Raw genomic sequence first — 17150 nt, forward strand, 5'->3', positions numbered from 1 at the left:
TCAACGGCACTCGGCGAAGGCGTCGGCCAGCTGCTGCATGAAGCGGGGATAGCCATCCGGACCGAGTGGCACCTGTTCACCGACTTCGTCCAGCAACAGCACCTTGGCGCCGGTATTGCGGGCGACCGACTCAATAACCGCCGGCGAGAACTGCGGCTCGGCATAGATGCAGCTCGCTTTTTTCTCTTCCAGCGCCTTGCGGATCTCCACCAGGGTCTTGGCGCCGGGGCGTCGCTCCGGGCTCACGGTGAAGTGGCCCTTGGAGCTCATGCCGTAGTGGCGCTCCCAGTAGCCATAGGCTTCATGAAACACGAAGTAGCCCTTCTGATTCACCGCCTTCATCTGCTCGGCAATCACCTTGTCCTTGGCCTCCACCTTGGCCTTGAACGCCAACAGGTTGGCGCGATAACGCTCGGCGTTGGCCGGATCCTGAGCGCTCAGGGTTTCGCTCAGGGCATTGGCGATGACCAGCGCCTGGGTCGGACCCAGCCAGATGTGGGGGTCGACGCCCTCGTGGTGGTGCCCCTCATGACCGTCGTGGTCATGGCCTTCATGCGCCTCGTCGGCGTGCTCTTCATGACCGGCCTGCTTGCTGTAATCAAACAGCGGCATCCCTTCCACCCGGGTCAGGGTCAGCACATGGGGATGTTTGGCCAGCGGCTTGGCCATGAAACCTTCCAGCTCGGGGCCGACCCACACCACCAGATCGGCCTCGTTGATGCTGCGAATATCGGAGGGGCGCAGTGAGAAATCGTGGGGCGAAGCGCCGGTCGGCAGCAGCACCTTGGGCTCGCTCACGCCGTCGGTGATGGCGGCCGCGATGAAACCCAGCGGCTTGATGGTGGTCAGCACCTCGAGGGCGCGGACAGGCAGACTCACCGCCAGCAGGGCAGTGATCAGGGCAAGAATTCGCATAGAGATCTCGTCAGGAAGTGTGTGTGTGATAATATAACAAACCAACGTTATTGTTATATTATAACTCTCACAGGCTGTAAACCCCGGAGCTGTCATGACCCAACTGGTGGAGCTGAAAGAGGTCTGTCTTTCATTTGATGGACGACTCGTGCTCGACAAGGTCTCCTTTACCCTGAACAAAGGCAAAATCACTACCCTGGTCGGCCCCAACGGGGCGGGCAAGAGCACCCTGAGCAAGCTGGTGCTGGGTCTGCTCACGCCGGATTCAGGCCAAATCACCCGCAGCCGCGACCTGCGGGTCGGCTATGTTCCCCAGCGCCTCTATCTCGATCCCACCCTGCCGCTGACGGTGCGTCGCTTTCTGCAGCTTGGAAAGAATGGCCGCCTCTCCATCGAGGAGGCACTGGGCCGGGTCGGAGCGGAAGATCTACTGGACAACCGGATGCAGAAGCTCTCCGGCGGCGAAATGCAGCGGGTGCTGCTGGCCCGTGCCCTGCTGGTCAAGCCCGAGCTGCTGGTGCTGGACGAACCGGTGCAAGGGGTGGACATCAACGGCCAGATCGAGCTCTACGCCCTCATCAGCCAGCTGGCCGCCGAGTTCAACTGCGCCGTGCTGATGGTCTCCCACGACCTGCATCTGGTGATGGCCAGCACCCACGAGGTGATCTGCCTCAATCGCCACGTCTGCTGTCACGGCGAACCGGAGAGCGTGGCCCGCCACCCCGAGTTTGCCCGTCTGTTCGGCCGACCGGAGCAGGAGGTGCTGGCGGTCTACACCCACCATCATCACTGCGACGGCGAACACCATCATCATGAACCGCAGGCCCCCGTCATTCGCCTGCCCTCCCGCAATCAATAACGTACCCGACAGGATCATCAAGTGGACAGCTTTCTGTTATACGCCCTCGCGGCCGGCCTCGGCATCGCCCTGCTGGCCGGCCCCCTCGGCAGTTTCGTGGTGTGGCGCAAGATGGCCTATTTTGGCGACACCCTCTCCCACGCCTGCCTGTTCGGCATCGCGCTCGGCATCCTGCTGCAGGTGGATCTCACCCTGGCGGTGGTGGTCTGCTGTCTCGCCATGGCCATGCTGCTGGTGATCATGAGCCGCAACCAGCAGGTGGCCACCGATACCCTGCTCGGCATCCTGGCCCACAGCGCCCTGTCGCTCGGTCTGGTCACCTTGAGCTTCATGGACAACGTGCGGGTGGATCTGATGGCCTACCTGTTCGGTGACCTGCTCTCGGTGCAGCCGATGGACTTGATCTGGATCTACGGCGGCGGCGCCCTGGTGCTGCTCACCCTGTGGCGGCTGTGGGATCCCCTGCTCTCCATGACCATCTCGGAGGAGCTGGCCCGGGTGGAAGGGGTGAGGGTCGATGTGCTGCGCTGCGTGCTGATGCTGCTGATCGGATTGGTGATCGCGGTGGCGATGAAGTTCGTCGGGGCGCTGATCATCACCTCCTTGTTGATCATCCCTGCGGCAACCGCCCGCCGCTTCAGCCGCACGCCGGAGCAGATGGCCGGCTTCGCCGCCCTCATCGGCTGCCTTGCCGTACTCGGCGGGCTGTTGCTCTCCTGGTATCAGGACACGCCGGCAGGCCCGTCTGTCGTGGTCTGCGCCACCAGCCTGTTTGTGCTGAGCCAGTTCAAGAAAGCCTGAGCCTAGAGAGGCATGCTCTGGCGTGTCTCCATCATCAGCCATTGGCGCAGCCGGCTGATGGCGGGCTCATGGGCCCGCGAGCGCTTGCAGGTGAAGTAGAAAGCATCCCCCGTCTCCAGCTGGTGTACCGGCAAGGCCACCAGCTGGGGATCATCCGGTCGCAGCATGTAGTCGTTCACGAATGCCACCCCCTGATCCCAGGCCGCAGCCTCCATCGCCAGCAACACATGGCTGAAGTGGTGCATCCGTGCCTCCGCCGGGATCACCAATCCCCCGGCCTTGGCCCAACGCTGCCAATCCTCTCCCCGCGCCTTGTAGATGGACTGCACCGACAGCAGCGGCAGTTGCCAGATGGCGTCCGGCCACTCCCCCTCCACCTGTTGCAGCAAGCGGCGGCTGCAGACCGGGAAGAGCCGCTCCTGGTAGATGAGATCGTGACAATAGCCCCGACCGTGGGGCGAAACGGTGATGAAGCAGTCCGCCACCCGATCGGAGAGTTCGGGATCCTCCGCCACCATCTCCAGGCTGAGATCCAGCTCGGGATAGAGCTGGCGCAGCCCAGCCAGGCGCGGGATCAGCCACTTCACCGCAAACGAGCTGTAGACCGCGAGCCGCAGCCGCATCTCGCCGCCGCCACGCAGTTGCTCGCTGCTCTGGGCAATCTGGCCGAGCCCGGCGGAGATCCCCTCGAAATAGACCTCGCCCTGCGCCGTCAGCGACAGCAGCCGCCCCTGACGCAGCAGCAGCCGTTCCCCCAGAAAATCCTCCAGCAGGCGGATCTGATGGCTGACCGCGCTCTGGCTGACATTCAGCTCAAGGGCCGCGCGGGAAAAGCTGAGCAGGCGGGCAACCACTTCGAAGTATTGAACGGCGCGCAGGGGAGGCAGCTTCATTATCCAAAATTCTCATGCATGGTGATTTTTTATCATTTTACTGGATAACGAAGCGCGGGCTACCCTTCCCTCATCTGACGCAGGAGGTAGCATGAACGCAGTGGGGATCGGCATCCTTTATCTGGTGCTGGGCAATATGGTGGCGGTCTTTTCCGACGCGCTGGTCAAGGTGCTGGAGCCGGATCAGCCGGTGTTCCAGTTCGTCTTCTTCCGCCAACTCTCCGCCGCCCTCCTGCTAACCCCCTGGCTGCTCTGGTCATGGCGTCGCAACCCGCCGGTGGCGCTCAAGTGGCACCTGCTGCGCGCCCATATCTGGGCCATCGGCGTCTGCCTGATGGTGATCGCCCTCACCCGGCTGCCGCTGGCCACCGCCAACGCCCTCTTCTATGCGGCGCCCCTGATGATGGTGCCGCTGGCGGTGTGGCTGGCGGGGGAAGCCATCTCGCGCCAGAAGGTGCTGACCGCCTTCATCGGCTTTGTCGGGGTGCTGATCGTGCTGCGCCCCACCGAGGTGAACTGGGCGGCGCTCGCGGCGCTCGGGGTGGCGCTCTCCATGGCGCTCAACAATCTGCTGATCAAGCGGATCCCGCTCCAGCAGCCCATCGCCCAGACCCTGTTCTTTACCAACGTGCTGAGCATGCCCTTTATCCTGGCGCTGGCCTGGTGGGAAGGGGGCGACTGGCAGTGGCAGATGTGGTGGCCCGCCTTCGGCTCTTCGGCGCTGATCATGGTCTATGCGGGGTTGTGCGTGGTGGCCTATCGCAAGGCGGAGGCGAGCAAGATCGCCTCAGCTGAGTACACCGGCCTGCTGATGGCGGTCGCCATCGGGGTATGGCTGTTCGATGAGCAGCCGGGCCTGCCGCTGCTGCTGGGGTGCCTGTGCATCATACTGCCGCTCATCGCCATGGCCCGCAGCAAGCCCAAACCGCAGGTCGAACCGGCACTCTAGCCAACCAGGGTCACCCCAGCAGCGGGGCGACCCTTTGTTGCAGATGGGGGATCACATCCTGCTCGAACCAGGGGTTCTTCTTGAGCCAGAAGGTGTTGCGCGGGGACGGGTGTGGCAGTGGCAACCAGGCCGGACCGTAGTTCGCCCAGCTGCGCACCGTCTCGGTCAGCGACCCTTTCGCCGCATCCCGCAGGTAGTGGCCTTGCGCATACTGGCCGATTAGCAGGGTCAGCTCGATGTTGGGCAGCAGCATCAATACCTTGTCGTGCCAGGTGGGGGCGCATTCGGGGCGTGGCGGCAGATCCCCCGACTTGCCCTTGCCGGGGTAGCAGAGCCCCATCGGCATGATGGCGATGCGGGATTCATCGTAGAAGGTGGCCTTGTCCACTCCGAGCCACTGGCGCAGGCGATCGCCGGAGGGATCGTCCCAGGGGATGCCGCTGGCATGCACCCGGGTGCCGGGCGCCTGGCCGATGATCAGCAGGCGGGCGCGCTCGCTGCCACGGATCACCGGTCTAGGCCCGAGCGGCAAGTGCGCCTCGCACAGGCGGCAGGCACGGATCTGTGCAAACAAACTGTCGAGTCGGTTCATGGGCCCGATAGTAGCAGAGTTTTCCCCCGGATCCTGCTTGTGAAAGATTCAGCAGATACTTATTATGCAGTCACACTTGTTTAATTTAATAAACGGAGCGAGATGAAGAACTGGATGGGCACCGGCAGCGCGGCCCTCTCATTCGTGCTGTGGGGCATGCTGCCCCTCTATTACCAGTTCATGCCCGCGGTCAACATGTGGGAGCTGCTCTCCCACCGGGTACTCTGGTCGGCGGTGCTGCTGGGGATCCTGTTCCTCCTAGTCGGCTACCAAGTGCCCTGGGCGCGGCTGCGCAGCGAACCGCGCCAGCTCGGCCTCATCCTGCTGGCCGGCCCCGTCATGTCCATCAGCTGGTGCATGTTCACCTGGTGCCTCACCACCGGCCAGGTGCTGGCCACCAGCCTCGCCTTCTTCATGACGCCGCTGTTCAACATCGTCTTCGCCGTGTTGTTCCTCAAAGAGAAGCTCACCCCGCAAAAACACCTAGCGGTGGCGCTGGCCCTGGTGGGGCTGGCCTACATGCTCTTTTCTTACGGCCAGCTGCCCTGGTTCTCCCTGGTCATGGGGGCCAACTTCGCCCTCTATGGCCTGCTCAAGAAGAAGGTGCACTATGACGCCGGCGTCAGCCTCTACCTCGAGGCGCTGGTGCAGCTGCCCGTCGCCCTGCTGATCATCGGCGCTCTGGCGGTGAGCGGCGCCAGCCAGTTCGTGGCCGGTGACTGGACCGAGCGACTGCTGCTGATGGGCAGTGCCCCCGCCACCCTGCTGCCAGTGGGGCTGTTCTGCTACGGCATGATGCGCACCCGCATGAGCACGGTGGGCCTGCTGCAATATATCGAGCCCAGCCTCGCCTTCCTGCTCGCCATCTTCTGGTTTGGCGAGACGCCGGATCCGGTGAAATCGGTGGGATTTGCCTTCGTCTGGGCCGGCCTGCTGGTGAGCCTGCTGCCGCTGCACAGGCTCGGGCGCCATCTGCGCCGCAACGCCGACGCTCAGGGTCTGCCGCGGTAGGACTCCAGGATGGCGTGCCACTTGGGATCCCGGTCCATCTGCTCGGCGATGTCGTTCAGCCTGTCATGCAGATCGCTGCGGGATTTGGGCAACAGTATGTGGCGGGTATAGCTGGACTGGGCGAAGGGCGAGACGAACAGCTTGCCCTCGAAGGCGGGGTCGTGAGTAAAGAAGGTGAGCGCCGAGCCCGGCACCAGGGTCACGTCGATGCGGCCGCGCACCAGCAGGCTGAAGTTGGTCTTGACCTTCTTGGCATCCACCCGCACCAGATCGCCTCTGGCCGACGCCTCGTCGATCCCCTGATAGTGGTACCCCTCGATGCCGCCGAAGGTCATCCCTTTGAGCGAATCGGGCCCGCGATAGGTGACCGGTCTGTCGGCACTTGAGATGAGCTCGTTGGTATCGCGCATGATGGGAAAGGTCCAGAGGTAGCGTTCGCGCTGGGGATCCCCCACCCAGGCGGGATTGACCCAGGCCACCAGACCGTCGAAGCCGGGATCCGACATCTCCAGCGCCAGTCTGGCCCGATTCACCAGCCAAAGTTCCAGCTTGGGTTCTCCGCCAAGCTTTTCATTGAGATACTTGACCAGATCCCGGCTCAGACCGCTCTGCTCCCCGGTCATGAAGGGGGGGTGCTGATGATAGTCGTAGAGACGCAGCGTCTCGCCATGAGCCGATATCGACAGCAGACACCACAACCACCACCATGCTCGCATCGCACCTCCTTGGGCTGCTCTTGAGTGTGGCACAGAGAGATCGAATGAGAAAATCCCCTAGCGGCGCCGAACCGGCTGCCAGCCCGCCCACCCGCCACTGGTTCATCTACATGGTGCGCACCGCCAGCGGCCTGCTCTATACCGGGATCAGCACGGATCCGGCTCGCCGCCTGCGCCAGCACCAGAGTGGCAAGGGAGCCCGCGCCCTGCGCGGCAAGGGGCCACTGACCCTGGCGTGGCAGCAGGCCGTCGGTGAGAAAGGCACGGCGCTGCGCCTCGAATACCGGCTCAAGCAGCAGAGCAAGGCCTTCAAGGAGCAGCTGATCACCCAGCCGGAGCACTGGCTCGCCTGCAGCGAATCATGGCTGGCCGCCGCCCGGCCACAAAAAAGGCCGCTGCATGCAGCGACCAGGGAAGGAGCCGATAACAGGGCGTGTCAACGGTAGGCATTAACCTGCTTGCGCCGACCGCTAATGAGCCAGCAAACGCAAAAAAGGCCGCTGCATGCAGCGACCAAGGAAGGATCCGATAACAGGGAGTGTCAACGATAGGTATTGGCTTGCTTGCGCCGACTGCTGATGAACCAGCACACCACCAGCAGCACCAGCAACCAGGGCGCCAGCTTGATGATGAGGGCAAACATGCCGGCCAACGCGCCAAACAGCACGAAGACGCCGCTCACCAGCAACATGGCCAGCACGGTGAATCCGGCCAGCGCCATGCCGACCAAGACCAGCATCAAGACGATAAATTCCAGCATGTTGTGCTCCTCACTGGGTTGATGCGGCCAGATGACCCGGGGTCAATCCAGCCAACGCTTCAATTCACGACGGGGCGGCATGATCAGCACCGCCAGCAGATAGATGGCCAGGGCCAGGGGCGGCATCAGGATCAACGCCATCAAGGCCGCGACCCGCACCGTCACCCTGGAGAGCCCCAGCCCATTGGCAATGCCGGCACAGACTCCGGTCAGCTTGCGATGGGCAAGATCCTTCGGCCAGGGCGTCATGGTTATGCCTCCACCTTTTGCCCCTTGAGGCGGGCCAGCTCACGTTCAATCTCGTCGTTCAGCTCCAGCTCGCGGAACTGGGCCTCCAGCGAGGGGTTCTGCCCCAGGGTTGCCGCCTCCAGCTGAGCTTCCAGCTGATCGACCCGGCCCTGAAAGCCGTCAAAACGGGCCATCAGCTCGTGCATGCGCTGGTTGTCCACCTGGGCACGGGCTCGCAGCCGGCTGTGGGCGGTCTGCTCGCGCAGGGTCAGCATCTTCTGCTTCTCCCGCGCCTCGGTCAGCTTGGCGGCCAGCCGCTCGCTATCAGCGGTGAGCTGGGCCAGCACCTCGGCGACCCGCGCCTTGTCCTGCTCCAGTTGTTCACACTTTTTGACCTCGGCCAGCTTCTCGGTGAGCGCGGCTCGGGCCAGATCCTCGCGCCCCTTCTGGATGGCGAGCTCGGCCTTGGCCGACCACTCCAGGATCTGGTGTTGCAACGCCTGCTGATGGCGCTCCAGCTGCTTCTGTTTGGCGATGACGCGGGCGGCCTGGGTTCTCATCTCGACCTGGACCTGCTCCATCTCCTCAATCATCAGCCGCAGCATCTTCTCCGGCTCTTCGCTCTTGTCGAGCAGGCTGTGCAGGTTGGCATTGATCACGTCGGTCAGGCGGCTAAATACGCTCATGGTCTGGCTCCTTGTTGATGGGATGACAATCTCTTCCCATAACATTACAAGAGCCGTGCCAAAATGATTTTTCCTTTACTTACATATAGATGAGGTTTTATCAGATATTTTCAACACCGTCTTGGTGGCGAAAAATACCGATCTGGTGGTGATTTTCACCAATAAAAAAGGGAGCCAACGGCTCCCTCATGCAATCAGTGACAGGCTCAGGCGGCGCGGGTATGGCCGAGTTTGCTGTCCAGTTCGACCAGCTTGGCCTCCATCCGGGTGCGGCAGATTTCGGACAGCTCGCGGATGCCGGCGGCGCCGTGCTCCTTGCTGCAGACAGGGGCCATCACTTCCAGCAGCACCTCGCCGTTGTCCCAGCGGTTGAGATCGATCTGGCCGAAGTAGCTGGAGCAGACGATGGGCACCACTGGCACCTCTGCCTGCACCGCGGTATGGAAGGCACCCGCCTTGAATGGCAGCAGTCCGCGCCCCTTGGAACGGGTTCCCTCCGGGAACATCCAGATGGAGGTGCCACGCGCCTTGATGCGATCCACCACCTGGCCTATGGTGCCGATGGCACGGGAGCGGTTGGAGCGGTCGATCAGCACGTTGCCGGAGAGCCAGAAGATGAGGCCGAAGAAGGGCAGCCACAGCAGGCTCTTCTTGCCCACCGCCACCACGCCGGGCTGCACCGCGCCGGTCACGGTGAAGATGTCGTAGTTGCTCTGGTGGTTGCAGACGTAGACGGCCGGTCCCACCGACTTCACCTCGTCGGCCACCGTCACCCGGACCTTGAGGCCGATGAGCGGACAGACGGCGTGATACATGCGGGCAAAGACATAGACGTTGTTGGGATGGCGCGGACGCACCAGGCACAGCAGCAGACCGAACAGGAACCAGAAGATGAGCAGCAGACCAAGCAGCAGCACACGGGCAATTTTGAGCATCGAACACCTCGGATTTTGACTCGGCGCAGTATACTGGTCCCCCTTTTAGCGAACAAGCGTTCGCCAGACAGAACCGACCACCACTCGCCCCTGAGCCATAAAACGGACGGCGGCTTGCCCCACCCGGCATTGGCCGTTAGGATGTGGCCATCTTGATGAACGGGGCGAGCATGATTCACCAACAACGCGTGGCGAAACGACTTCTGCTGCTGGTCTGCCTGCTGGTGCTCAATTGCGCTGCCCAGCCGCTGGCCCGGCTGGCCCTGCTCGATCACGCTCTCAGCTGTCAGGCTCTGCCCTCCTTCGTCACGGCCGACGACCAAGCCGACAAGGCCAAGCCCACCAGTGTGCAGCCCAACAGCTGCCAGCTCAACGGCAAGTGGCTGAGTGCCACCACCCTGCTCTGCCTTGAGCAGCTGTTCTTTGCGGTGGCCCTGCTCATCGCGCTGCTGGCCCCGCTCTGGCGCTACACGCCGCCACTGCCGCCGCCCCGAGCTGTTTCGCCCCCCGAACGACGACTTCACCTCACCCTCTGTGTCTGGCGGGAATGAGTTCAGCCGCGCTTTTTCAGCCTGCTGTCATTCATTTTTTGCGAGACAACATCTATGTCAACTCTCTTCAAGGCGAGCCTGCTGCTGGGCTGCCTGCTGTGGCAATCCACTGGATTGGCCAGCGATACGGGCTGGCTCACCAGCCCCCAGAACGATCACGCCAAGGTCAGGCTGCAAGCCGACCGCAGCGCCCCTGACCAGACCCGCATCCTGCTCGAGGTGGCCCTCGAGTCCGGCTGGAAAACCTACTGGCGCAGCCCGGGTGAAGGGGGCATAGCGCCCCAGATCCTGTGGGAGCAGCCGGTCGGCAACTTCCAGTGGCACTGGCCCACGCCGCGCCCCTTCGAGGTGGCCGGACTCAGCACCCAGGGCTATCAGCAACAGGTACGCTTCCCCCTGAGCCTGGACTCCCCCGCCGGGCAGCCGCTCAAGGGCACCTTGCGCCTCTCCACCTGCAGCAACGTCTGCATCCTGACCGACTACCCCTTCACCCTGGCGGCGGATGGGCAGACGCCGGCCGGTTTCGACTTCGCCTGGGCCCAGGCCATGAGTACCTTGCCGCAAACGCTGCCCGCCGATACCCGGGTCGAGCTCGGCTACCAGCAAAACCAGCTGCAGCTGCGCGCCGAGCGGGCAGAGGGCTGGCAGGCGCCTGCGCTCTTTATCGATGCGCTGGAGGGGGCCGAGTTCGGCAAGCCGGCGCTCGAGGTGAGCGGCAACACCCTGATCGCCCGGGTCCCGGTCAGCGACGGCTGGCAGGGGGATGCCCCTGACTTGCGCGGCCAATCCCTCGGCCTGCTGCTTGGCAACGGCGATGAGGCCTGGCAGACCCGCGCCACCATCGCCGGGCCTCTCGCCCTGCCGGCCCCAGACCAGCCTCTCATCTGGCTGCTGGGGGCGGCGCTGCTCGGCGGCCTCATCCTCAACCTGATGCCCTGCGTGCTGCCGGTGCTGGCCCTGAAACTGGGTACCGTGCTGCAGCAGCAGGAGAGCGAACAGCGACAGGTGCGCAAGCAGTTCCTCGCCGCCAGCGCCGGCATAATCACCTCCTTCTGGGTGCTGGCGGCCATGAGCAGCCTGCTGCGCGCGACTCAGGGCGCCGTCGGCTGGGGGATCCAGTTCCAGAGCGCCGGTTTCATCGGCTTCATGGTGGCGGTGACCCTGCTGTTTTGCGCCAACCTGCTGGGGCTGTTCGAAATCCACCTGCCCAGCAATCTCAGCACTCGCCTCGCCACCAGCGGCGGCAAGGGGCTCGGCGGCCACTTCCTGCAGGGGAGCTTCGCCACCCTGTTGGCCACCCCCTGCTCGGCCCCCTTCCTCGGCACCGCGGTGGCCTTTGCGCTGGCGGCGCCGCTCGGCCAGCTCTGGCTCATCTTCACGGCACTCGGCCTTGGCATGAGCCTGCCCTGGCTGCTGGTGGCGGCCCTGCCGCGCCTCGCCCTCTGGCTGCCCAAACCGGGCCGCTGGATGGGGCGACTGCGCATCCTGCTCGGGTTGATGATGCTGGGCTCCAGCCTCTGGCTGGCGAGCCTGCTCGGCAACCATCTGGGCAGCACGGCTACCGGCTGGCTGATGGCCGCCATGCTGCTGACGCTGCTGATCGGCATCCTCTGGCGCTATGGCATGCGCGGTTTCACGCTGGCCCTCTCCCTCTCGGCCCTTATCGGCGGCGCCCTGCTGCTGGGTGGCTCCCTCACGGCGCAGGGGTCAGGCAGCGTCGATCGGGTGGTCTGGCAGCCGCTCACCGAACAGGCCATCGTCGATGCGCTGGCCCAGCGCAAGCGGGTCTTCATCGACGTCACCGCCGACTGGTGCGTTACCTGCAAGGCCAACAAGTACAACGTGCTGCTGCGTGACGAGGTGCAGAGCGCCCTGACGGCTCCGGACGTAGTGGCCCTGCGTGGCGACTGGAGCCGGCCGAGCGATGCCATCTCCGCCTTCCTGCGCCAGCGCGGCGCAGCCGCCGTGCCCTTCAACCAGATCTACGGGCCCGGCCTGCCTGAGGGGGAGATCCTCTCCCCCCTGCTGGACAAGGCCGACTTGCTCGACGTGTTGCACCAGGCCGGCCTCGTCCGGGCCGATGTCACCCATTTTTAAGGAGAATCCCATGACCCTGCGTACCCTGAGACTGCGCACCCTGACCCTCTGCACCGCCCTGGTTGCCGGCACCCTGAGTGCCCCCTTGTTGCAGGCGGCCCCCTTCACCCCGGAGCAGGAGGCGCGCATCAAGGAGCTCATTCGCGAGACCCTGGTCGCCAACCCCAAGATCCTCGACGAGGCGGCCGAATCCTGGGAGAAACAGAACGCCGCAGCCCAGGAGGCCCAGCTCGGCAACTTCATCAAGGGCAATCAGGATGTGCTCTTCAACAGCGCCACCAGCCCGCGCCTGGGGGCCAAGAATCCCAAGCTGACCCTGGTGCTGTTCACCGACTACAACTGCCCCTACTGCAAGCAGTTCGATCCCCGCCTGACCAAGCTGCTCGAGGCCTATCCCGACGATCTGGGGCTGGTGGTCAAGCTGCTGCCGTTCAAGGGGCAGAGCTCCGCCAAGGCGGCCCAGTACAGCCTGACCCTATGGCAGCAGGAGCCGGCCCGCTTCCTCGCCCTGCACGACAAGCTGATGAGCAAGCAGGGGATGCTGACCGAGGCGGACATCAACAAGGCGCTGGCGGCCACCGGCAACATAGCCCTCAAGCCCGATGCCAAGGCCACCGAGGAGCTGCGCAACAGCCTTCGCATCGGCACCCTCCTTGGCGTGCAGGGCACTCCGGCGACGCTCATCGGCAACCAGCTGGTGCCGGGCGCCCTCCCCTATGACGAGCTGGAGCAGCTGGTGAAGGCCGAGCTGGCCAAGCGGAGCTAAGCCATGGCGGAGGATGCAGTCGTAAATGCCCCCCGCTGGCGCCGTTGGGGCAAGGAGGCGCTCTGGCTGCTGCTGATGGTGCTGGTCATCTCCACCCTGCTGGATCTGTGGCGCAGCCCCAGCCTGCCGGCGGGGGCCATGGAAGCCCCCTTCACCCTGCAGGATGGCACCACCACCAACCTGGCCGAGCAGAGCCGCGGCAAGCCGCTGCTGGTCTACTACTGGGCCAGCTGGTGCGGGGTGTGCCGCTTCACCACACCGACCGTGGAGAGCCTGTGGCAGGAGGGAGAGAACGTGCTGACGGTGGCGCTGCGCTCCGGCAGCGATGAGCAGTTGCGCGCCGGGATGGCGAAGAAGGGGCTCGCCTTTCCCACCCACAACGATGAGCGGGGAGATCTGGCCGCCCGCTGGCAGGTGGGGGTCACCCCCACCTTCCTCGTCATCAAGGATGGGACGCTGGTGAGCAGCACCACCGGCTGGAGCTCGTGGCTCGGGCTCAAGGCCCGCCTGCTGTGGGCTGGCTGGTAATCCCGTCCGCCCAGCAATGTATGCAAAGAGCCCGGTATCACGACCGGGCTCTTTTTCATCTGAAGGCTGACAAACCTATTTCGTGGGCGCCATGGCGCCCTGACCGAGCCGTCCCCTGGCGCTGGCCCGCTCGGCCTCGTCGAGTACCCCGTCCCCGTTCTTGTCCATCCGGGTGAAGAGGGCCTCATGGCGTGCCATGAACTGCGCCTTGGTCGTGTCCTGCATAGCCCTCATGTTTCCCATCTTGCCCGGCATGGCCTGGCCGGACTGCTGCATCGCCTCGTGCATCTTGGCCATGGCGGCCTCTCTCTCGGCCACCGACAGGGTGCCATCCTTGTCGGTGTCCTGCCGGGCGAAACGCTGCTCGGCTCTTTCCATGAACTGGGCCTTGGTGATGTCCCCCTTGATGAACATCAAGGGCTCATCGATGCTCTCATCGGCGGCGATGGCAAGGCCGCCCAGCAGTACCATAGGCAGAAGATAAAATTTGAGCATGGCTGTCCATTCCTTAGTAAGGGTCTCGGCCCGGCCGAGGCCTGCTGAAGATCGCCAGGGCAACGCCCGGCGCCTCCTGTAGTGTAGCCCCGGTGCCACCCCCTACCGGAAGGCAGATCGCAAGGTGTACCGACCGCACCTCCCCCTGGTTACTTTTCTTCCTATTCATGGCGATGGCCGCCTGTTTGCGTTAAAATGTCGGGTTTTTGCCGAGCCTGGTTTGCCAAGATCCCCGCCGCCAGGCCAGCGCAGGGTCAATTCCACGATGCCAGTGAGGCAGGATCCGTCATGAACAACTACTTCCGGGTGTTGGGCGTCAAGTCCAACGCCAGTGAAAACGACATCAAAAAAGCCTATCGTCGGCTGTCGAACCAGTACCACCCCGACAAACTGCACGGGGCGAGCGAAGAAGAGAAAGAGCAGGCAGCCCTCAAGCTGCACCAGGTAAAACAGGCTTATGAAGTGCTGTCCGATCCGAAACAGCGGGCCGCCTTCATCAAGGATTTCAACAACGTCATCGTGACCGATCCCGCTGCTGCCATGCAGGAGATGTGGGACCAGTTCTACCCCTGAGCCACCAGGCAAGAAGAGCGACTATGCAAAAAAAATGGGACCAGGCACGGCTCAAGGCCCTGCAAAGCGATGCCAGCGAGAATATCGAATCCTACCGGGATCAGGACGACCCCAAGGGGCTCGAGCAGTTCACCGACCAGATGAAGGCCCTGCTGCTGGCCGACATGAGCATGCTGGAATTCATGCCCGAATACCTGCCGCTGGCCCTCTATGGCCGGGTGCAGTTCCCCCCCAAGGCCAAGGGGCAGTGGAACAAGTGGCTTACCAGCGGCGAGCAGCCGAGCTGGGACGAGTTCAAGGTGAGCGTCGGCTTCAACAACGCCGCCCTGCCGCTGGTCAAGGCGGTGCGGGCCCAGAGCGAAGATCAGCTGATGGAAGCCTGCGCCGTGCTGTTCCTGCTCGACAACCCGCTGCCCCGTGGCAGCCACCGTGCCGATGACGACTATGAGCTGCGCGACGAAGAAGAGGAAGACGGGGAAGATGCCGACGCCGACTACCACGGCGGCAGCGACCGCTATGGCGACGACCAGGGCGAGCAGGATATGTACGACGAAGTCCGTTTCTAATTGGGGCAAGGCATGAGCAACAGTCTGATAGAAATTACCGCCATCGAGATCAAAGAGCTGGCCGTCATCGAGCCGAAGCAGGCCAGCGAGAAGTTCGAGCTGATCGCCAAGACCATGTCTGACGACCAGCTGGCGGAAGTCATTGAAAATATTGATATCGTTACCCTGACCCAGATCAACGGCCAGCACGACATCTCCTTCCCCTCCATCATCTCCGAGCTGATGACCCCGGAGCGGATCCGCGACATCGTCTGCCAGCAGCCGCTCTACTGGGAAGAGGCGATCAAGAACAACGCCGACGAGCTGCAACAGCACACCTTCGACTTCCTCAACTACCTGATCCGCACCCAGGATAGCGAAGCCAAGCAGCGGGAGATCCTCGAGTGCGTGGCCGAGGATCCGGCCGGTCTCTTCTACCTCGCCATCCCCTTCATCGAGTTCTATCGCGGCGATCGCTATGAAGAGGACGAAGGCTATCGCGACGTGCTGCACGCCGAAGAGGAAGATCTCGAAGAGTCCCTGCGCTACAGCGAGCGCCAGCAGAGCGAGGATGTCCACGACTACGCGCTGGATGACCCGAGAAGCCTGTTGATGCTCATTCGCGAGCTGGCCCCCGAGGTGGAGAAAGCCATCAAGTCGCTGCTGCGCAACGAGCACTCCACCTGGGACGGCATCATCAACAAGTTTGCCGCCGAGCTGGTGATGCAGGCCAAAGAGAAGAACAAGGTCGAGGAAGACGAGTACGGCGACGTCGACGACATGTTCAGCTTTCTGGATTAAGGAGCCCATTCATGCAGTTAGTCATTCGCGATGCCAACCAGGGCCCTTTTTTGACCCAGGTGCTGCGCTTTGGCCGCGACAATGAACACTTGACCGAACAACAGCTGGCCGCCATCAAGGGCAAGGCGGTGCTGATGAGCCTCAAATTCGCCGACAAGTACTACAACAAGTACAAGATGCACCTGCTGGAGCAGGCCGCCCACGACGTCATCGGCGTGGTGAGCCTCGGTCTGCAGGAGCTATCCCAACGGGATCCGGCCAAGGCGCTGGCCCTGTTGCAGGCACCGGAAGGCCCCATCAAGCCGTTCCAGAAGGGCTGGTCCATGCTTATCACCGTCAGCCCCAAGCAGGCTGGCAACAGCCTCTACGGTGACGTGGATGCGCGCCTACTGGACAAGATCTCCAGCCCCCCCGATGTGGAGGAGTGGCAAGGGTGGCAGGAATACGAGAAGGCGCTGACCGAGCACAACAAGAGCCGCCTGATGGAGCTCATCGACCAGCACTTCTTCGCCTGCGAGAGCGACCACCCCACCATGGAGGACAAGCTGGCCGAGGCGCTGCTCTACCGCATCCTCTGCGGCAAGGGCAGTGGCGCCGCCCCGCTCAAGGTGAAGCAGGATCTCAAGCGCAAGCTGGCGCGGGAGATTGAGCTCGACGAGGGCTGGTACGACACCGACTATCTGGCGACCCAGCTCACCCTGCTGCTGAGCGCGCTGCCCGCCGACATGTCCGCCACCCTGCGCCAGGAGCTGAGCCCGGGCTTTGTGCCGAACCTGCTGCACACCCTCGGCTTTGTGCGCCAGTACCAGCAGCTGCAAAAAGAGGACGCCTCCCCTGAGAAGCTAGACAACATGGAGATGCGCGCCGGGCTCAAGCACCCATTGCTCGGCTGGCCGCTCTATCACGACTTCTAAGGGGCCATGCCCCCTTGCAGGACGGCTCTTGCCTCTCCTCCCACAACGCCCGGCTTGCCGGGCGTTGTGCTATCCAGCGTCCCATTTTCAGCACAAGCCCTGGCCGTGAACACCGAGCTCGGCAGAAAACTACCCCGTAAGCGTCATTGGCCCCATTTTTGACAGGGATATAATCACTCCCCCATACCAGAGCCGGGGAGCAAGGCCGTGAACAGAAAGCCCGACAGGATCACCGCGATGCAACAGATCATCGACGCCGTGAAGGCGGAATTTCCGCTCTACCAACCGGATACCTTCAAGTGCGGGCCTGACAACACCTGCATCGGTTGCCCCAAGAAGCTGATGGAGCTAGTGGATACGGACCTCTGCTACTGGCAATATCAGATCGATCGCGGCATCCCGCCCACCTTCGACGAGCTCTACAGCTTCGGCAAGCTGTGCAAGAACATCCGCCGGGCCCTGGTGCGCAATGGCCGCATTCCCGCCTGAGCGCCCCATCGCAGACCAAGGGAGAAGCTCCCGCCGGCAACCCCCA

Annotated in this window: 23 protein-coding genes; 14 read left to right on the forward strand and 9 right to left on the reverse strand. The window is 63.4% G+C overall.

What is annotated here, in order from left to right; genetic code table 11:
* The gene (znuA, locus tag G5134_RS16925; protein ID WP_017785549.1) at positions 1 to 915 is read right to left on the reverse strand and encodes a zinc ABC transporter substrate-binding protein ZnuA; all 915 of its coding nucleotides are present in this window, start codon (positions 913 to 915) and stop codon (positions 1 to 3) included.
* A gap of 94 nt (positions 916 to 1009) precedes the next feature.
* On the opposite strand from znuA, the gene znuC reads away from it, so the two are divergent.
* Both znuC and znuB read left to right on the forward strand, forming a co-directional pair.
* The gene (znuC, locus tag G5134_RS16930) at positions 1010 to 1774 is read left to right on the forward strand and encodes a zinc ABC transporter ATP-binding protein ZnuC (RefSeq protein ID WP_017788147.1); all 765 of its coding nucleotides are present in this window, start codon (positions 1010 to 1012) and stop codon (positions 1772 to 1774) included.
* A 21-nt stretch (positions 1775 to 1795) separates the two neighbouring features.
* Positions 1796 to 2575, forward strand: coding sequence for a zinc ABC transporter permease subunit ZnuB (znuB, locus tag G5134_RS16935; RefSeq protein WP_010636072.1), 780 nt, complete (start codon positions 1796 to 1798; stop codon positions 2573 to 2575).
* Between the two features lie 2 nt (positions 2576 to 2577).
* Here the strand turns inward: znuB and G5134_RS16940 are convergent, their stop codons facing one another.
* The gene (locus tag G5134_RS16940) at positions 2578 to 3468 is read right to left on the reverse strand and encodes a LysR substrate-binding domain-containing protein (protein ID WP_010636071.1); all 891 of its coding nucleotides are present in this window, start codon (positions 3466 to 3468) and stop codon (positions 2578 to 2580) included.
* A 91-nt stretch (positions 3469 to 3559) separates the two neighbouring features.
* Between G5134_RS16940 and G5134_RS16945 the strand changes: the two genes are divergently transcribed.
* Positions 3560 to 4417: a DMT family transporter gene (locus G5134_RS16945; RefSeq protein WP_065018765.1), complete on the forward strand. Its 858-nt coding sequence runs from the start codon at positions 3560 to 3562 to the stop codon at positions 4415 to 4417.
* Positions 4418 to 4427: 10 nt separating this feature from the next.
* Here the strand turns inward: G5134_RS16945 and G5134_RS16950 are convergent, their stop codons facing one another.
* A complete protein-coding gene (locus G5134_RS16950) occupies positions 4428 to 5009 on the reverse strand; it encodes a uracil-DNA glycosylase family protein (protein ID WP_065018764.1) in 582 nt (193 codons plus the stop codon).
* Positions 5010 to 5111: 102 nt separating this feature from the next.
* Between G5134_RS16950 and rarD the strand changes: the two genes are divergently transcribed.
* On the forward strand, positions 5112 to 6020 hold the full coding sequence (gene rarD / locus G5134_RS16955) for an EamA family transporter RarD (protein ID WP_065018763.1): 909 nt from the start codon (positions 5112 to 5114) through the stop codon (positions 6018 to 6020).
* Here the strand turns inward: rarD and G5134_RS16960 are convergent.
* A complete protein-coding gene (locus G5134_RS16960) occupies positions 6002 to 6736 on the reverse strand; it encodes a substrate-binding periplasmic protein (RefSeq protein WP_005305238.1) in 735 nt (244 codons plus the stop codon). The genes rarD and G5134_RS16960 overlap by 19 nt on opposite strands.
* Positions 6737 to 6780: 44 nt before the next feature.
* On the opposite strand from G5134_RS16960, the gene G5134_RS16965 reads away from it, so the two are divergent.
* Positions 6781 to 7182, forward strand: a complete 402-nt coding sequence (locus tag G5134_RS16965) for a GIY-YIG nuclease family protein (RefSeq protein WP_065018762.1) — start codon at positions 6781 to 6783, stop codon at positions 7180 to 7182.
* A gap of 95 nt (positions 7183 to 7277) precedes the next feature.
* On the opposite strand, the gene pspG is transcribed toward G5134_RS16965, so the two are convergent.
* The 4 genes from pspG to G5134_RS16985 form a co-directional block, all read right to left on the reverse strand.
* Positions 7278 to 7496, reverse strand: a complete 219-nt coding sequence (pspG, locus tag G5134_RS16970) for an envelope stress response protein PspG (protein WP_010636066.1) — start codon at positions 7494 to 7496, stop codon at positions 7278 to 7280.
* A gap of 42 nt (positions 7497 to 7538) precedes the next feature.
* Positions 7539 to 7745, reverse strand: coding sequence for a PspC domain-containing protein (locus G5134_RS16975; protein ID WP_005305247.1), 207 nt, complete (start codon positions 7743 to 7745; stop codon positions 7539 to 7541).
* Between the two features lie 2 nt (positions 7746 to 7747).
* Complete coding sequence (gene pspA / locus G5134_RS16980; protein WP_065018761.1) at positions 7748 to 8410, reverse strand: phage shock protein PspA; 663 nt, start codon at positions 8408 to 8410, stop codon at positions 7748 to 7750.
* Between the two features lie 206 nt (positions 8411 to 8616).
* Entirely contained in the window at positions 8617 to 9345 is a 729-nt protein-coding gene (locus tag G5134_RS16985) for a 1-acylglycerol-3-phosphate O-acyltransferase (protein ID WP_065018760.1), read from the reverse strand.
* 170 nt (positions 9346 to 9515) lie between these two features.
* Here G5134_RS16985 and G5134_RS16990 point away from each other — a divergent pair, with 170 nt between their 5' ends.
* The 4 genes from G5134_RS16990 to G5134_RS17005 are packed head-to-tail and all read left to right on the forward strand — an operon-like array spanning position 9516 to position 13287.
* Complete coding sequence (locus G5134_RS16990) at positions 9516 to 9896, forward strand: hypothetical protein (protein WP_065018816.1); 381 nt, start codon at positions 9516 to 9518, stop codon at positions 9894 to 9896.
* A 54-nt stretch (positions 9897 to 9950) separates the two neighbouring features.
* A complete protein-coding gene (locus tag G5134_RS16995) occupies positions 9951 to 11993 on the forward strand; it encodes a protein-disulfide reductase DsbD family protein (RefSeq protein WP_065018759.1) in 2043 nt (680 codons plus the stop codon).
* A gap of 10 nt (positions 11994 to 12003) precedes the next feature.
* Positions 12004 to 12759: a DsbA family protein gene (locus G5134_RS17000; RefSeq protein ID WP_065018758.1), complete on the forward strand. Its 756-nt coding sequence runs from the start codon at positions 12004 to 12006 to the stop codon at positions 12757 to 12759.
* A 3-nt stretch (positions 12760 to 12762) separates the two neighbouring features.
* Positions 12763 to 13287, forward strand: a complete 525-nt coding sequence (locus G5134_RS17005) for a thioredoxin domain-containing protein (RefSeq protein WP_065018757.1) — start codon at positions 12763 to 12765, stop codon at positions 13285 to 13287.
* A gap of 75 nt (positions 13288 to 13362) precedes the next feature.
* Here G5134_RS17005 and G5134_RS17010 read toward each other — a convergent pair whose 3' ends face one another.
* Positions 13363 to 13782 (reverse strand): calcium-binding protein, encoded by a 420-nt coding sequence (locus G5134_RS17010; RefSeq protein ID WP_065018756.1) that lies wholly within the window; start codon positions 13780 to 13782, stop codon positions 13363 to 13365.
* Between the two features lie 288 nt (positions 13783 to 14070).
* Here G5134_RS17010 and G5134_RS17015 point away from each other — a divergent pair, with 288 nt between their 5' ends.
* The 5 genes from G5134_RS17015 to G5134_RS17035 all read left to right on the forward strand — a co-directional run bounded on the left by G5134_RS17015 (position 14071) and on the right by G5134_RS17035 (position 17104).
* On the forward strand, positions 14071 to 14355 hold the full coding sequence (locus G5134_RS17015) for a DnaJ domain-containing protein (RefSeq protein ID WP_005305278.1): 285 nt from the start codon (positions 14071 to 14073) through the stop codon (positions 14353 to 14355).
* Positions 14356 to 14378: 23 nt separating this feature from the next.
* The gene (gene atcA / locus G5134_RS17020; RefSeq protein ID WP_065018755.1) at positions 14379 to 14921 is read left to right on the forward strand and encodes a cold adaptation protein AtcA; all 543 of its coding nucleotides are present in this window, start codon (positions 14379 to 14381) and stop codon (positions 14919 to 14921) included.
* A gap of 12 nt (positions 14922 to 14933) precedes the next feature.
* A complete protein-coding gene (gene atcB / locus G5134_RS17025; RefSeq protein WP_065018815.1) occupies positions 14934 to 15701 on the forward strand; it encodes a cold adaptation protein AtcB in 768 nt (255 codons plus the stop codon).
* Positions 15702 to 15712: 11 nt separating this feature from the next.
* Complete coding sequence (gene atcC / locus G5134_RS17030; RefSeq protein WP_065018754.1) at positions 15713 to 16615, forward strand: cold adaptation protein AtcC; 903 nt, start codon at positions 15713 to 15715, stop codon at positions 16613 to 16615.
* A 237-nt stretch (positions 16616 to 16852) separates the two neighbouring features.
* Positions 16853 to 17104: a hypothetical protein gene (locus G5134_RS17035; RefSeq protein WP_005305289.1), complete on the forward strand. Its 252-nt coding sequence runs from the start codon at positions 16853 to 16855 to the stop codon at positions 17102 to 17104.
* The last annotated feature ends 46 nt before the right edge of the window (positions 17105 to 17150 follow it).

This window comes from Aeromonas sp. 600276, from assembly GCF_049175815.1.
Lineage (GTDB): Bacteria > Pseudomonadota > Gammaproteobacteria > Enterobacterales > Aeromonadaceae > Aeromonas > Aeromonas dhakensis.

Coding starts and splice junctions, on each gene's coding strand:
- G5134_RS17035 (WP_005305289.1), top strand. CDS start 16,853: ATGCAACAGATCATCGACGCCGTGAAGGCGGAATTTCCGCTCTACCAA.
- atcB (WP_065018815.1), top strand. CDS start 14,934: ATGAGCAACAGTCTGATAGAAATTACCGCCATCGAGATCAAAGAGCTG.
- G5134_RS16960 (WP_005305238.1), bottom strand. CDS start 6,736: ATGCGAGCATGGTGGTGGTTGTGGTGTCTGCTGTCGATATCGGCTCAT.
- G5134_RS17000 (WP_065018758.1), top strand. CDS start 12,004: ATGACCCTGCGTACCCTGAGACTGCGCACCCTGACCCTCTGCACCGCC.
- G5134_RS16985 (WP_065018760.1), bottom strand. CDS start 9,345: ATGCTCAAAATTGCCCGTGTGCTGCTGCTTGGTCTGCTGCTCATCTTC.
- rarD (WP_065018763.1), top strand. CDS start 5,112: ATGAAGAACTGGATGGGCACCGGCAGCGCGGCCCTCTCATTCGTGCTG.
- pspG (WP_010636066.1), bottom strand. CDS start 7,496: ATGCTGGAATTTATCGTCTTGATGCTGGTCTTGGTCGGCATGGCGCTG.
- znuA (WP_017785549.1), bottom strand. CDS start 915: ATGCGAATTCTTGCCCTGATCACTGCCCTGCTGGCGGTGAGTCTGCCT.
- G5134_RS16940 (WP_010636071.1), bottom strand. CDS start 3,468: ATGAAGCTGCCTCCCCTGCGCGCCGTTCAATACTTCGAAGTGGTTGCC.
- atcC (WP_065018754.1), top strand. CDS start 15,713: ATGCAGTTAGTCATTCGCGATGCCAACCAGGGCCCTTTTTTGACCCAG.
- G5134_RS17010 (WP_065018756.1), bottom strand. CDS start 13,782: ATGCTCAAATTTTATCTTCTGCCTATGGTACTGCTGGGCGGCCTTGCC.
- G5134_RS16975 (WP_005305247.1), bottom strand. CDS start 7,745: ATGACGCCCTGGCCGAAGGATCTTGCCCATCGCAAGCTGACCGGAGTC.
- G5134_RS17005 (WP_065018757.1), top strand. CDS start 12,763: ATGGCGGAGGATGCAGTCGTAAATGCCCCCCGCTGGCGCCGTTGGGGC.
- G5134_RS16995 (WP_065018759.1), top strand. CDS start 9,951: ATGTCAACTCTCTTCAAGGCGAGCCTGCTGCTGGGCTGCCTGCTGTGG.
- G5134_RS16990 (WP_065018816.1), top strand. CDS start 9,516: ATGATTCACCAACAACGCGTGGCGAAACGACTTCTGCTGCTGGTCTGC.
- G5134_RS16965 (WP_065018762.1), top strand. CDS start 6,781: ATGAGAAAATCCCCTAGCGGCGCCGAACCGGCTGCCAGCCCGCCCACC.
- pspA (WP_065018761.1), bottom strand. CDS start 8,410: ATGAGCGTATTTAGCCGCCTGACCGACGTGATCAATGCCAACCTGCAC.
- atcA (WP_065018755.1), top strand. CDS start 14,379: ATGCAAAAAAAATGGGACCAGGCACGGCTCAAGGCCCTGCAAAGCGAT.
- znuC (WP_017788147.1), top strand. CDS start 1,010: ATGACCCAACTGGTGGAGCTGAAAGAGGTCTGTCTTTCATTTGATGGA.
- G5134_RS17015 (WP_005305278.1), top strand. CDS start 14,071: ATGAACAACTACTTCCGGGTGTTGGGCGTCAAGTCCAACGCCAGTGAA.
- G5134_RS16945 (WP_065018765.1), top strand. CDS start 3,560: ATGAACGCAGTGGGGATCGGCATCCTTTATCTGGTGCTGGGCAATATG.
- G5134_RS16950 (WP_065018764.1), bottom strand. CDS start 5,009: ATGAACCGACTCGACAGTTTGTTTGCACAGATCCGTGCCTGCCGCCTG.